Source organism: Pseudomonas sp. CJQ_9 (genome assembly GCF_043106615.1).
In the GTDB taxonomy this organism is placed as follows: domain Bacteria; phylum Pseudomonadota; class Gammaproteobacteria; order Pseudomonadales; family Pseudomonadaceae; genus Aquipseudomonas; species Aquipseudomonas juntendi.
On record NZ_JBICMS010000079.1, the window covers coordinates 13,204 to 28,785 of the forward strand.

General features: G+C 68.6%; 2 protein-coding genes. Both read left to right on the forward strand.

Going from position 1 to position 15,582, the window contains the following annotated elements:
• Positions 1 to 172 precede the first annotated feature (172 nt).
• Positions 173 to 12,295, forward strand: a complete 12,123-nt coding sequence (locus ACF8SD_RS15515; RefSeq protein WP_392485218.1) for an amino acid adenylation domain-containing protein — start codon at positions 173 to 175, stop codon at positions 12,293 to 12,295.
• Positions 12,292 to 15,486, forward strand: a complete 3,195-nt coding sequence (locus ACF8SD_RS15520; protein ID WP_392485219.1) for an amino acid adenylation domain-containing protein — start codon at positions 12,292 to 12,294, stop codon at positions 15,484 to 15,486. Before ACF8SD_RS15515 ends, ACF8SD_RS15520 begins: the two co-directional genes overlap by 4 nt.
• The last annotated feature ends 96 nt before the right edge of the window (positions 15,487 to 15,582 follow it).

Genomic DNA, 15,582 nt, shown 5'->3' on the forward strand with positions numbered 1-15,582 from the left:
CCGCAGGGTTTCCATTCATAACCGCATGGCGTCACCGTAGGCCAAGTTCGGCGCACGCATTTGCAGGCGCCCGGCCGCGCGGCTGCAGGGGCTAAATCGGCCCCGCGCAGTTTCGTCCTTGTGGGATGACTGGACCCTCTGGTCCCGCTTCCTATTGCTAAGGACGCATCGCATGAATGCCGAAGATTCGTTGAAACTCGCTCGCCGCTTCATTGAACTGCCGCCGGAAAAACGCCGTTTGTTCCTGGCCGCGCTGCAACGAGAGGGGGTGGATTTTGCCGTGTTTCCGATCCCGGGCAATGTCGCCGAGGCCAGCCGTGACCGGCTCTCGTATGCACAGCGGCGCATGGCGTTCTTGTGGCAGCTGGACCCACAGGGCGCGGCCTACAACCTGCCCATGGCCGTGCGGCTCAAGGGCGAGCTGAATCTTGTCGCGCTGCAAGCTGCGTTCGATCAGTTGGTGGCCCGCCACGAAAGCCTGCGCACACGCCTGCGGGCCGACGCCGACGAATGGCTGCAGGAGGTACTGCCGCCCGCTGCAGTGGCCATCACCCGCCACGACCTGAGCCTGCTCGAGGCCGGCGAGCGCGAGCAGCAGGTCCTGACGCTCGGCGCCGCCGAGGCGCAAGCGCCGTTCGACCTGGTGCAAGGGCCGCTGCTGCGGGTGCAACTGGTGAAGTTGCAGGCGCAAGAGCATGTGCTGATGTTGACGCTGCACCACATCGTCGCCGACGGCTGGTCGTTGAATGTACTGGTCGACGAGTTCGTGCAGCTGTACGACGCCGCGTGCAGCCAGGTGCCGCTGTCGTTGCCGGCCTTGCCCATCCAGTACCGCGACTACGCCCTGTGGCAGCGCAGCTGGCTGGAGGCGGGCGAGCAGGAGCGGCAGATGGCGTACTGGCGCGACAAGCTGGGCGACGACCATGCGCCGCTCGACCTGCCGTTCGACCACCCGCAGCAAGCGCTGCCCAGCTTGCGCGGCAAGCGTGTGGAACTGCAGCTCGAGGCGGACCTGGCGGCGCGCCTGGCCAGCCTGGCCAAGGCCCATGGCGTGACCTTGTTCATGGTGCTGCTGGCCTCGTTCAAGTTGCTGCTGCAGCGCTACAGCGGCCAGCGGGCCATTCGCGTCGGCGTACCGGTCGCCAACCGCCACCGCAGTGAAGTGGAAGGCCTGATCGGCTGCTTCATCAATACCCAGGTGCTGCACACCGAGATCGACCCGCTGATGGACGTGGCGCAACTGCTGCTTCGGGTCAAGGACACCGCGTTGGGGGCCCAGGCCCACCAAGACCTGCCGTTCGAGCAGTTGGTCGAGGCCCTGGGCGTGCCGCGCAGTGCCAGCCATACCCCGTTGTTCCAGGTGCTGTTCAACCATCAGGCGGCCATCGCCGATGCAGGGCAGATTCAGCTGGCCAGCGGCCTGACCCTGGAAAAAGTCGCGCTGGACAAGCACAGCGCACGTTTCGACCTGTCGCTGGACACCTACGAGAGTGCCGGCCGCCTGCACGCGGTGTTTACCTATGCCGTGGACCGCTTCGAACCGCACACCGTGGCGACGCTCAGCCAGCACTGGCTGCGCCTGCTACAGGGCCTGACCGAGCATGCGCAAGGCCCGGTGGGCGAGCTGGTGCTGGGCGATGAAGCGCCCTTGGTCGTGCCCCAGGCGTTTGACGCCCCCGCGGCGGTCCACACACTGATCGATGCCGCTGCCGCACGAGATCCGCAGCAGTTGGCGGCAGTCAGTGGCAGCCAGCAGATCAGCCATGGCGCCCTGCAAGCCCGCGCCGAGGGCCTGGCCCGGGTGCTGCTGGGCGCCGGCGTGCAGCCCGACGAGCGGGTGGCGGTGCTGGCCGATCGCTCCATCGACATGCTGGTCGCCATCCTGGCCGTGCTCAAGGCTGGTGCCGCCTACCTGCCGCTGGAGCCGGAGCAGCCGCAGGCGCGGCTGGATTTCATGCTGGCTGACAGCCAGGTCAAGCGGGTACTGGCCCCGGCAGGGCGGCTGGAACTGGCGCCCGGCATCGAGCGTATCGACCCCGCGGGTGATTACCCGGCGGCGCCGTTGCCGCGCGTGCCTGTGCACGCCGACAACCTGGCGTACGTGATCTACACCTCCGGTACCACCGGCACACCAAAGGGCGTCGCCATCAGCCATGGCGCCCTGGCCAACTATGTGCAAGGCGTGGGCGAACGCCTGCGTATCGACGAACTGCGCAGCCTGGCAATGGTCACCACACCGGCGGCAGACCTGGGGCACACCATGCTCTTCGGCGCCCTGTGCAACGGCAAGACCTTGCACATGCTGGCCAATGATACGGTGCTGGACGCCCAGGCCTACGCGCACTACCTGCAACGGCATGCCATCGACGCGGTGAAGATGGTGCCCTCGCACCTGCAGGCGATGCTCGCCGCCGGCAGCGATGCCCTGCCTCGGCGCTGCCTGGTGGTCGGCGGCGAGGCCATCAGCCCGGCGCTGATCGCGCGCATCGCCGCGCTGGCACCGGGGCTGCGGCTGCTAAACCACTACGGCCCGACCGAAACCACGGTCGGTGTGCTGACCCATGAGGTCCACGGCCAGGCCTTGCTGGGGCGCCCGCTGGGCAACCTCAGCGCGCAGGTTTTCGACGCCTGCCTGCTGCCGGTGCCGGCTGGCGCGCGCGGCGAGTTGTACCTGGGCGGTGCGGGCCTGGCCAGGGGCTACCTGGGGCAGCCGGCGCTGACCGCCGAGCGCTTCGTACCCGACCCTGTGGGCCAGGGCGGCCGCCTGTACCGCAGCGGCGACTGGGTCCGCCCTGATGGCCAGGGCCAGCTGGCGTTCGCCGGGCGCATGGACGGCCAGTTGAAGATCCGTGGCTATCGCGTGGAACTGGCGGAAATCGACAACTGCCTGCGCCAGTTGCCCGCGCTGGACACCGCTGTGGTGCGCGTGGTCGGCGCGCAGGACAACCGGCAACTGGCCGCCTACCTGGTGCCCAGGGCGTGGCCTGCGGACGACGCGGGCCGGCAGGCCTGCATCGACGCCGCCCGGCTGGCCCTGCGCCAGACGCTGCCCGAGCACATGGTGCCGCGGTACCTGATGCTGTTGCCGCACCTGCCGGTGACGGCCAACGGCAAGGTCGACCTGCAAGCCCTGCCGCAGGCGGTGGCCACCCAGGTGGACTACCGTGCCCCGGTAACCGCGCTGCAAGCGAAGGTGGCGGCAATCTGGGCCGAGGTGCTGCAAGTGGACCAGGTGGGCCTGGACGACAACTTCTTCGCGTTGGGCGGCCACTCGTTGCTGGCCACGCAGGTGGTGTCGCGGATCCGCCAGCAGTTGCAGCGGGAAGTGGCCTTGCGCGTGCTGTTCGATACCCGGGACCTGGAGGCGTATGCCCAGGTACTCGAAGGCCTGGAGCAAACCGGCGCCGGCGCCATCGCGCTGCTGGACCGCAGCGAGCGCCTGCCCGTCTCCCATGCCCAGTACCGGCAGTGGATGTTCTGGAAGCTCAACCCCGACAGCACCGCCTACAACACGCCACTGGCGGTGACCTTGCGCGGCGCGCTGGACCTGGGCGCCCTGCAGGCCGCCTTCGATACGCTGGTCGCGCGGCACGAAAGCCTGCGCACCGTGTTCGCCGAGCACGATGGCCTGCCCTGGCAGGTGGTGAAACCGGCCGCGCCGGTGCTCATCAAGGCCCAGGACCTGATCGGCCTGTCACGCGATGCGCTCAAGCCTCACCTGGACCAGCTGTTCGCCAGCCCCTTCGACCTGGCCCAGGGGCCGCTGCTGCGCGTCGCGCTGTGGCGCACTGCCGCGCAGGAGCACCTGCTGGCCGTGTCGTTGCATCACATCGTCTCCGACGGCTGGTCGATGAGCGTGATGGTGCGCGAGTTGGCCGCCGTCTACAACGCCCGCACCCAGGGGCAGGCCGACCAGCGCCCGGCGCTGGCCGTGCAGTACGCCGACTATGCCGGCTGGCAGCGCCAGCGCCTGGCCGAGGGCCAGTTGCAGGCGCAGCTGGCGTTCTGGAAGGCCAATCTGGAGGACGATTTCGCGGTGCTGGAGTTGCCTGCCGACCGCCTGCGTCCACAGCAACAGAGCTACCGCGGCGGGCGCATCGACGTGCAACTGCCCGCCGAACTGACCGGCCAGCTGCGGCGCCTGGCGGTGGCAGCCAATGCCACGCTGTTCCATGTGTTCCTGGCCTCGTTCGCCCTGCTGCTGTCGCGCTACAGCGGGCAGCAGACCCTCAACATCGGTATTCCCGTCACCAATCGCAACCGCCTGGAACTGGAAGGCCTGATCGGCTTTTTCGTCAATACCCTCATTGCCCGGGTCGGCATCGTGCCCGCGCACACCTTTGGCCAGTTGCTGGCCGCGGTCAAGGAAACCACCCTTCAGGCCCAGGCCAACAAGGACATCCCCTTCGACGTGCTGGTCGAGCAGCTCAAGCCGGAACGCGGCCTGGGCCACAACCCACTGTTCCAGGTGATGTTCAACCACCTGCTGGATGTGGGCGAGAAGGTCTCCAGTGACAGCGTGCAGGGCTTGCAAGTGGAAGAAGTGCAGTGGCTGGAGCAGACCACCCAGTTCGACCTGTCGCTGGACACCCTGGAGCGCTCGGACGGCGTGACCGCGACCTTCAACTATGCCACCGACCTGTTCGATGCCGAGCGCATCCAGCGCCTGGCGGGGCACTGGCTGACCTTGCTGGCCAGCCTCGGTCAGGCCGAGGTGGCCGTTGCCGAGCTGCCGATGGTCGATGCCGCGCAGCAGCGCCAGCTGGTCCAGGACTGGAACCCCCTGCCCACCGCCACCGCCCTGGCGCCTGACACCCTGCAACTGATCGAAGCCCAGGCCCAGGCACGGCCGCAGGCCACGGCGCTGGTGCTCGACGCCCAAAGCATGACTTACGGCGAGCTGAACCGCCGGGCCAACCGCCTGGCGCACCGCTTGCGCGAACAGGGCGTGGGCCCTGAAGTGCGGGTCGGCATCGCGGCGCAGCGCAGCCTCGACCTGATCGTCGGCCTGCTGGCGGTTCTCAAGGCCGGTGGCGCCTATGTGCCGCTGGACCCGTCCTACCCGCGCGAGCGGCTGGTGCACATGCTCCAGGACAGTGGCATCGAACTGCTGCTGAGCCAGCCCGAACTGGCGTCGAGCCTGCCAGACCTGGCAGGCGTGCGCCGCATGCACCTGAGCGCGGCGCAGGAGGCACTGGCGGGCGGCAATGAGGGCAACCCGCAGCCGCTGGCCGTGGCAAGCAACCTGGCCTATGTGATCTACACCTCCGGCTCCACCGGCAAGCCCAAGGGCGTGGCCATCGCCCGTGGCGAACTGTCAGCGTTCTGCCAGGTGGCCGCGGCGTATTCGCGACTCACCCCTGAAGACAAGGTGTTGCAGTTCGCCACCGTCAGCTTCGACGGCTTCGTCGAACAGCTGTACCCGGCGCTGTGCGTGGGCGCGCAGGTGGTGATGCGGGGCGAACAGCGCTGGGACATCGAGACGCTGACCGACACCATCGTCCGCCAGGGCGTGACCGTGGCCGACCTGCCCACCGCGTACTGGCGGCTGTTCGCCGCGCACATGCGCGGTGCGTCGTCCTGTGGCGCCCTGCGCCAGGTGCACGTGGGCGGCGAAGCCATGCCGCCCGAAGGCCTTAACGACTGGTTTGCCTCCTGCCTCAAGGGCGTGCGTCTGCTCAATACCTACGGGCCCACCGAGGCCACGGTGGTGTCGACCGTGTTCGACTGCTCGGCCAGCGCCTGGCAGGCGTTGCCCAAGGCCAGCGTACCGATCGGCACGGCCATCGGCGGGCGTGCCACCTACCTGTGCGACAGCGGCTTCACGCTGGCGCCCGTGGGGGTGGTGGCAGAGCTGTTGATCGGCGGCAACGGTTGCCTGGCGCGGGGCTATTTCAACCGGCCGGCGCTGACCGCCGAGCGCTTCGTGCCCGACCCCTTCGACACCAGTCTGGCAGGCGGTGGGCGCCTGTACCGCACCGGTGACCTGGCGCGGTACCGCACCGATGGTGTGCTGGAGTACAGCGGGCGGATCGACCACCAGGTCAAGGTCCGCGGGTTCCGTGTGGAAATGGGCGAGATCGAGGGCCACCTGCTGGGCCACGCCCTGGTGCGCGAAGCCGTGGTGCTGGCGCAGCCGACCGCCAACGGCGTGCAACTGGTGGGCTACGTGGTGCCTGCCGAGGCTGGGCAGGCCGGCGACCTGCAGGCCGAAGCGGCGCTGCGTGACACCTTGCGCGATGCGCTCAAGGGCAGCCTGCCCGAACACATGGTGCCGGCGTTCCTGCTCATTCTTCCGGCATTGCCGTTGTCGCCCAACGGCAAGCTGGACCGCAAGGCGCTGCCGGCGGTCGATGCCAGTTTGTTGCAACAGGCCTACCAAGCCCCGGCCAGTACCCTGGAGGCGCAGGTCGCCGACCTTTGGGCGCAGGTGCTCAAGCTGGACCGCGTGGGGCGCGCCGACCACTTCTTTGAGCTGGGCGGCCACTCGTTGCTGGCCACCCAGATGATCTCCCGGGTCCGTCAGGCCCTGAGCATCGAGCTGCCGCTGCGCAGCGTGTTCGAGGCTCCAGTGCTGGCCGACTTCGCCGCGCTGGCCGGGGGCGCGGCGCGCGCAACCCAGGGCGGCATTCCCCAGGTGGACCGTGACCAGCCTCTGGCGTTGTCCTACGGCCAGCAACGGCACTGGTTCCTCTGGCAGTTGCAACCTGACAGTGCGGCGTACCATGTGCCGGCCGTGCTGCGCCTGACCGGGGCACTGCATGTGCCCGCCCTGCAACGCAGCTTCAATGACCTGATCGCTCGCCACGAGCCGCTGCGCACGACCTTCTGCCAGGACGGCGACCAGGTGCGCCAGGTCATCCACGCCAGCCTGCCACTGGCGTTCGCCGTGGAGGATGCGCAGGCCTGGGACGATGCCCAGGTGCAGGCGCGCATCGACGCGGAAATCCAGTGCCCCTTCGACCTGCAGCACGGGCCGTTGATGCGCGTGCGCCTGCTGTCGCGGGGCCAGGCCGAGCATGTGCTGATCGTCACCCAGCACCACATCGTCACCGACGGCTGGTCGGTGCCGATCATGCTCGACGAGTGGGTGCAACTGTATGAGGGGCACCGCCAGGGGCAGCCCGTGACGCTGCCGGCGCTGGCGATCCAGTACGCCGATTACGCCCAGTGGCAGCGCCAATGGATGGCGGGCGGCGAACGCGACCGCCAGCTGGCCTACTGGCGCGCCCAACTGGGCAGCGAGCAGCCGTTGCTGCAACTGCCTACCGACCGGCCGCGGCCCACCGTGCAAAGCCACGCTGGCGCACGCCTGGCGCTGCAGCTCGACGCACCGCTCACCCAATCGTTGCGGGCGTTGGCATCGGCGGCCGATGCCACGTTGTTCATGGTGTTGCTGGCGGGTTGGCAAAGCGTACTGCAACGTTACTCGGGCCAGGCCGATATCCGCGTCGGCGTGCCCATCGCCAACCGCACGCAGGTGGAAACCGAGCAGTTGATCGGCTTCTTCGTCAACACCCAGGTGATGAAGGCCGAATTCGCCCCCGACACCACCTTTGCCGGCTTGCTGGCCCAGGTTAAACAGGCCGCCTTGGGCGCGCAGATGCACCAGGACCTGCCGTTCGAGCAACTGGTGGAGGCTTTGCAGCCCGAGCGCAGCCAAAGCCACAGCCCGCTGTTCCAGGTCATGTTCAACCATCAGGGCCACGCCCAGGGCGACCGCCGCACGCTGCCGGGGCTGAGCCTGGAGATGTGGCCGCATGCCCATGCCACCGCGCAGTTCGACCTGACCCTGGACACCGTCGACAACGGCACCACCCTGGCGGCGTCGCTGACCTATGCGACCGCACTGTTCGATGCCGCGACCGTCGAGCGCCTGGGGCGGCACTGGATGCGGTTGCTGCAAGCGGTCGCCGCTGCACCGCAGCAGGCGATCGCCCGGGTGGCGTTGCTCGATGCCGACGAACAACGCCAGACTGTGCAGGCCTGGAACCCGCGCACCGCGCACTACCCACAAGGCCATTGCCTGCACCAGCTGATCGAGCAGCAGGTGGCGCGCAACCCGCAGGCCATCGCCGTGACCCTGGGCCGCCAGCACTTGAGCTATGACCAGCTCAATCGCCGGGCCAACCGCCTGGCGCACCGCTTGCGCGAGTTGGGCGTGGGGCCGGATGTGCGCGTTGGTGTGGCGCTGGAGCGCAGCCTGGAGATGGTCGTCAGCCTGTTGGCCATTCTCAAGGCCGGTGGCGCCTACCTGCCGCTGGACCCGCATTACCCGAGCGAACGCCTGGCCTACATGTTGGAGGACAGTGGCGTGCAGTGGGTGCTGACCCAGCCGCACCTGCAGCCGCGGCTGTCGGCCGGCCCGGCGGTGCAGTGCCTGGAGGTGGGCAGCGGCGAGGGCGCCTGGGCCGCCTACAGCGAGGCCAACCCCGACAGTGGTGCGCATCCGCAGAACCTGGCGTATGTGATCTACACCTCCGGCTCCACCGGCAAGCCCAAGGGCACCTTGCTCGCGCACCAGAACGTCACGCGCCTGTTCGCGGCGACCCAGGGCGATTTCGGCTTCGACGCCGGGGATGTCTGGACGGTGTTCCATTCCTACGCCTTCGATTTCTCCGTGTGGGAGCTGTTCGGCGCGCTGCTGTATGGCGGGCGGGCGGTGATCGTGCCGCAGGACGTGGCACGCTCGGCCGAAGATTTCCATGAGCTGCTGGTGCAGGAGCGGGTCACGGTGCTGAACCAGACCCCTTCGGCGTTCAAACCGCTGATTCGCGCCGCCTGTGCCGGCGCCCGCGAGGGCAAGGCACTTGCCCTGCGCTATGTGGTGTTTGGCGGTGAAGCGCTGGATGTGGCCAGCCTCGCACCCTGGTTCGACCAGTTCGGCGATGCCACGCCGCAGTTGATCAACATGTACGGCATCACCGAGACCACCGTGCACGTCACCTACCGCCCGGTGACCCGCGCGGACTTGCAGGGCGGTGTGACCAGCCCGTTGGGCCGGGTCATCGACGACCTGACCTGGTACCTGCTGGACGAAGCGTTCGAGCTGGCGCCACAGGGTTGCCGGGGTGAGCTGCATGTCGGCCAGGCCGGCCTGGCCCGGGGCTATTTCAACCGCCCGGCGCTGACCGCCGAACGCTTCGTGCCCGACCCCTTCGACACCAGCGCGCAAGGGGGCGGGCGGCTCTACCGCACGGGCGACCTGGCCCGTAGCGCAGGCAATGGGGTGATTGAATACAACGGCCGTATCGACCACCAGGTCAAGGTGCGGGGCTTCCGCATCGAGCTGGGGGAAATCGAAGCCCGGCTGGTGGAGCAGGCGGTCGTGCGCGAAGCGGCGGTGCTGGCCCAGGAAGGGCCGGGCGGCACGCAGCTGGTGGCCTATGTGGTGCCTGCCGAAGCGCTGCCGGGCAGCCTGGAGGCCCAGCAGGGCCTGCGCGACAGCTTGCGTGCCGCGCTCAAGGCGGTGCTGGCCGAGCACATGGTGCCGGCCCATCTGCTGTTTCTCGCCAGCCTGCCATTGACCGCCAATGGCAAGCTCGACCGCAAGGCGTTGCCGCAGCCACAGACCGATCGCCAGGGGCATGCCTATGTCGCGCCCAAGGGCGAGCGCGAACAGCAGGTGGCGGCGATCTGGGCCCAAGTGCTGGACGTCGAGCGGGTAGGGCGCAGCGATGACTTCTTCGCCCTGGGCGGGCATTCGCTGCTGGCGACCCAGGTGGTGGCGCGGGTGCGCCAGCAACTGGCGCCGGGCCTGAAGCTGCGTGCCCTGTTCGATCACCCGCGGCTGGACGCGTTTGTCGCCTGCCTGGGCCATGACGAACAGGCGCAGCCAGCGCTGCCGCTGTTGCAGGCCCGCGCCGGCAGCACCCAGGCGCCGCTGGCGCTGGTGCAGCGCCGGTTGTGGGTGGTCGAGCAACTGTCCCCGGGCAGTGCCGCCTATGGCATGCCCATGGCGTTGCGCCTGCGCGGCGAACTGTCGGTCGAGCTGCTGCGTGCCAGCCTGCAGGCTGTGGTCGGCCGCCATGAGGTGCTGCGCACCACCTATGGCCAGGACAGCGAGGGCGAACCGCTTGCCCTGATCGCGCCACACCTGGTCGTAGACCTGCCGTTGCACGACTGGTCGCAGTTGAGCCGCGCCGAACAGGAGGCCCAGGTGGCGGCCCAGGCGCTGGCCAACGAAGCCCATCCGTTCGTGCTCGATCAGGGGCCGCTGCTGCGCATGCAGCTCGCCCGCCTGGGGCCGCAGGAGCATGTGCTGTTCTATTCGATGCACCACATCATCTCCGATGGCTGGTCGATGGCGGTCATGGCCAACGAACTGGTGCGGATCTATGCCCGCCTGCGCGCGGGCGACCCCACGCCGCTGCCGCCACTGGCGCTGCAATACTCGGACTTCGCCCACTGGCAGCAGGCGTTGCAGGACGCTGGCGTGCTGCATCAACAGGCGCAGTACTGGGCACGGACGCTGGCTGGCTACTCCGGGCAGCTGCCGTTGCCGCTGCGCCAGCCTCGGCCTGCCAAGGCCAGCCATGAGGGCGGCACGGTCCCGTTCCGCCTGCGCGAAGGTTTGACCGCGGCACTCAACGCCTTGGCGGCGCAGGCCCAGGTCACCCTGTACAGCGTGATCCTGGCGGCCTTCCAGGCCTACCTGCACCGCCTGACCCGCAGTGACGATGTGGTGGTGGGCGTCGACTACGCCGGCCGCCAGCAGCCTGAACTCGAAGGGTTGATCGGTTTCTTCGTCAACGTCCTGCCGGTGCGCTCACGCCAGTTGCCCGGCAGCACCTTCGCCCAGTTCCTGGCGCAGGGGCGCGAGCAGTTGCTCAACGCCTTCGAGCATCAGGACCTGCCGCTGGACATGATCGTCGAGGCCGCCCGGGTACCTCGGCACAAGGGCATCAGCCCGCTGGTGCAGGTGCTGTTCGTGATGAACGACCTGCCACTGCCCACCGCGGGTATCGACGGGTTGAGCGTCGAGGCGCTGCCCAGCGTGTCGCAGCAGTCGAAATTCGACATGGCGCTGTTCGTCGAACAGGGCCAGCAGGCCGAGCTCAGCGGCCATTGGCAGTATGCCTCGGCGTTGTTCGAGCAGGCTGAGATCCAGGGGTTCGTGGACGGCTGGATCGCCGTTCTCGAGCAGATCACATGTGACCAGAGCGTGAGAGTGGAAGACATGAACGTGCCAATGCAACACGCGGCGGCCGGCCCGGCAGTACCTGCCGGCAAAGCCAACAAGCTGGACAAGTTCCTGAAGAAGAACCAGGCCCGTCCGGCAGGGCAAGCGCAGCAACCGGTGCGCGAGTCCCTGCTGGTGCCAGAGCAGGTGTTCCCGTTGCTGCTGGAGCCGACCGACCCTGGCCTTGACGTGACCGGCTGGATCGCCGCCAACCGCGCCTGGGTCGAGGAAAAGCTGGTTCACCACGGTGGCATCCTGTTCCGCAATTTCAGCATCCCCGACAGCCAGGCGTTCGAGGCGTTCGCCGAGGCGGTGCAGCCAGGCCTGTACGGCAACTACGGCGATCTGCCGAAGAAGGAGGGCGGGCAGAACACCTACCGCTCCACGCCTTACCCCGAGAAGAAGATGATCCTCTTTCACAACGAAAGCGCCCACCAGGACAGCTGGCCGCGAAAGCAGCTGTTCTACTGCGAGCTGCCGTCGCCGGTCGGTGGCGCCACCCCGGTGGTCGATTGCCGGCAGATGTACCAGCGCCTGCCCACCGCCCTGCGTGAGCGGTTCGAGCGCAAGGGCCTGCTGTACGTGCGCACCTTTACCGGCAAGCTCGACGTGTCCTGGCAACATTTCTTCAAGACCGAACAGCGCGCCGAAGTCGAGGCCCGCTGCCAGGCCTCCGGTATCCAGTGGCAGTGGCTGGCCGATGACGGGCTGCAGATCCGCACGCCATGCCCGGCCATCATCACCCACCCGGTGAGCGGTGCGCGGTCGTTCTTCAACCAGGTGCAGCTGCACCACCCTTACTGCCTGGATGCCGACGTGCGCGAAGACCTGCTGACGCTGTTCGGCAACGAGCGCATGCCGCGCAACGTGTATTACGGCGATGGTTCGCCGATCGAGGACGAGGTGATGCAGCGCATCGGCGAACTGTACGAAGCCTGCGCGGTGCGTTTCGACTGGCGCAAGGGCGACGTGATCCTGCTGGACAACATGCTGGTCGCCCACGCCCGCGACCCCTTCGAAGGGCCGCGCAAGATCGTCGTCGCCATGGGCGACATGCTCGACCGGGCCAGCCTGGCGGCGACCCAGGTACAGCCACAGGAGGTGGACGCATGAGCACGCCAATGTCTGAAAGCGTTGCCCTGTGCCCGCAACAGCAAGTGACCCTGAAGGCCCTGCAGCGCGCCACGACCTTCGCCCAGGCGTGCCGGCAGGTCACCCTGCACATCCAGGGCGAGCTGGATGTGCCGCGCCTGCAGCGCGCCGTGGCCGCGCTGCCCGAGCTGCACCCCGAGCTGACCGCGCGGCTGCAGACGGTGCCGGGCTTCCACGGCCTGCGCTGGTGCCCTGGCGCCGACCGCACGCCACTGGCATTGGCCGCGCACCTGTCGGCGTTGCCTGCCGAGGCGCTTGAGCAGCAACGCCAGGCCTGGGCGGACACGCCGTTCTCCCTGGCCCAGGGCCCCTGGGCGCAAGCCTTGCTGCTGCGCCTGGACCAGACGCATTGGCAACTGACCCTGGCGGTGGCCAGCGTGCTGGTCGATGGCCCTGGCATGGGCCTGCTGGCCGAAGGGCTGATCACCCTGTACCGGGCACCTGATACATGCCAGGACGAGGCGGCCGGGTGCTTCGAGCAGTACCTGCAATGGCGTGCGGAAACGGCCATCGACGAGGATGCCGGGCAGGCCCGGCGGTACTGGCACGATCATCTTCACGGTGAGGCGAGCGGCCATGCCAGGCTGGCGTATCGCCTCGGCGACAACCGTGGAACGCCGGTGCAGCGGGTGCAGGTCGCACTCGACCCGGCGCTGAAGGCCGGCCTGCAAGGCCGGGCCGCCGCGTTGCAGGTGGCAGTGCCAACCTTGTTGCAGGCCGCCTGGTGGGCGCTGCTGGGGCGGGTCAGCGACCAACCCGCTTTCCTCGCGCAATGGCGGCATGACGGCCGTGAGGACTATGACTACTTTGCCCAGAGCGCCGGCGTGCTGGAAAAGGCCCTGCCGGTGCAGGTGCGTATTGATGAAAACCAGCGCTTCGATGCGTGGGTGAGCGCGTTCGCCGCGCTGGCGGCGCAGCACGTGACCTGGCAGGAGTACTGGGCGGCGGCGCCTGACCAGGCGCTGCCCGCCCTGGGTTTTGCCGCTGTGCGTGAGTACTGCGCCGACGCCCCGTCGGGGTGGCGCCTGGAGCAGGTGGCGCAAGGCGCTGATGGCTGTGAACTGTTGCTGCAGGTGCAGCTGTCGGCGCACGGGGATTGCAAGGCACTGGCGCTCGAGTTTCTGCCCGACTGCTACAGCGCTTCCAGCGTGCAGCGTCTGCTCGAACAGCTGCTGATGTTGCTGCAAGGGGTTGTCGATGACGCCACGACAGCGATCGGCGCGCTTGACCTGGTCGGCGCGGCGGAGCAGGCACGCCTGCTGGCCCTCAACCCGGCAGTACCGACGTCGCCGGCGCCATTGCTGATGGCCCGGCTGGCGCAGTGGCTGGCACAGGCGCCGAGCCGCGATGCGCTGGTGCACGGCGAGCAGCGCCTGAGTTACGCCGGCTTGGGGCAGCGGGTACGGCGCCTGGCTGCCGGCCTGGCTGCCCAGGGCGTGGGGCCGGGGGCGCGGGTGGCCGTCGCCTTGCCCCGTTCGAGTGCCCTGGTGGAATCGATCCTGGCCACCTGGTGGCTGGGCGCGGCCTATGTGCCGCTGGACCCGCACTGGCCACAGGCACGCCAGGCCAGCATCGTCGGCCTGGCGGGCGCGGCCTGGCTGCTCGGCCAGCCCGCGCAGCCAGATCCGTGGCACGCGCAGGGTGTGCAGTTGCTCGACCCTGCGGCGCTGGTGGTGCAGCAGGCAGACGACGGTGCGCCAGCGTGCCCGTTGCAGGGCGATGAGGCGGCCTACGTGCTGTTCACCTCCGGCTCCACCGGCGAGCCCAAGGGCGTGGTGATCGAGCATCGGCAGTTGGCCAACTACCTGGCCGGTGCCACGCAGCTCCTGGGCCTGGAGCAGTGCTCGCGGTTCGCCTTCACCAGCGGCGTGGCGGCGGACCTGGGCAACACCACCCTGTTCGGTGCCCTGTACAACGGGGCTTGCCTGCTGGTGGCGGATGAAGACACCCTGCGCGACCCCGAACGCTTCAGGGACTACCTGGTGGCCGGCGAGGTCGATTGCCTGAAGATCGTCCCTTCGCACCTGGGCGCCTTGCTCGAAGCCGAACAACCACGCCTGCCTGGCACCCTGGTGCTGGGTGGCGAGGCGCCAGCCCCTGGCCTGCTCCAACGGGTCTTCCAGTTGCGCGCCGATTGCCGCGTGTTCAACCACTATGGCCCCACCGAGGCCACGGTCGGGGTGATGGTACAGGTGCTGACGCCTGAGGCGCTCGGCCACGGGCCGGTCGGGCTGGGCAGCGTGCTGCCGGGCAACCAGGTGTACGTGCTGGATGCACGGCACCGCCTGGTGCCCCCTGGCGTGCTGGGCGAGCTCTACATCAGCGGCCGGCAGCTGTGCCGGGGCTACCTGAACAACGCGGGCGAAGCCTTCGTCGACCACCCGTTCGCGCCGGGGGAGCGGCTGTATCGCACGGGCGACCTGGCCCGTTACCGCGTGGATGGCAGCCTGGCCCTGCATGGGCGCAGCGACCAGCAGGTCAAGCTCAATGGCTTCCGGGTCGAGCTGGCGGAACTTGAGGCCGAGCTGCAGCGGGTGGCCTGTGTGCGTGAGGCAGCGGTGGTCGCGGTACCTGCCGAGGACGCCCAGGCGGGGCTGCAGCCAGCGGCCTTCGTGGTGGTGCAGGCCGATGAGCAGAACCCGCAAGCCAGTATCCGCCGCGACCTGGCCTTGCGCCTGCCGGAGCCTTTGCTACCACGGCGTATCCAGTTGGTGGCGCAGTTGCCCCGGCTGGCCAATGGCAAGGTCGACCGCCAGGCCCTGGCGAAGCTGGCACCGCAGGCCCCGCAAACCGAGCAGCAGCCAGCCCGCTCGGCGCTGGAACGCCTGCTGGCCAAGCGTATGGGGCAATTGCTGGAGCAGCCGGCCCTGGGCCTGCACCAGGACTTTTTTGCCGCCGGCGGTCACTCGTTGCTGGCAATCAAGCTGGTGGCGGGCATTCGCAACGTGCTGCGCCGCGAGGTGAGCCCGGCCCTGGTGTTCGACAACCCGACCGTGGCCGAGCTTGCCCAGGCCCTGGGCGCATTGCCCGGCAGCGATGCGCAGGCGCTGGAAGCGCTGGCCCGTGCCCACTTGCAACTGGAGGCATTGCCGCCGGAGCAACGCGCGGCACTGGAAGAAAAGGCCCGGCGCCTGCGCGAAACCCAGCGCTGAACCGAGGGCCCGGGTGCGTCCGCGCCCGGGCCTGTTCACAAAATTGCAAAAAACTCTAATTTCTCCTGAACGTCGCTCGTCTCATCTACGCCTTCA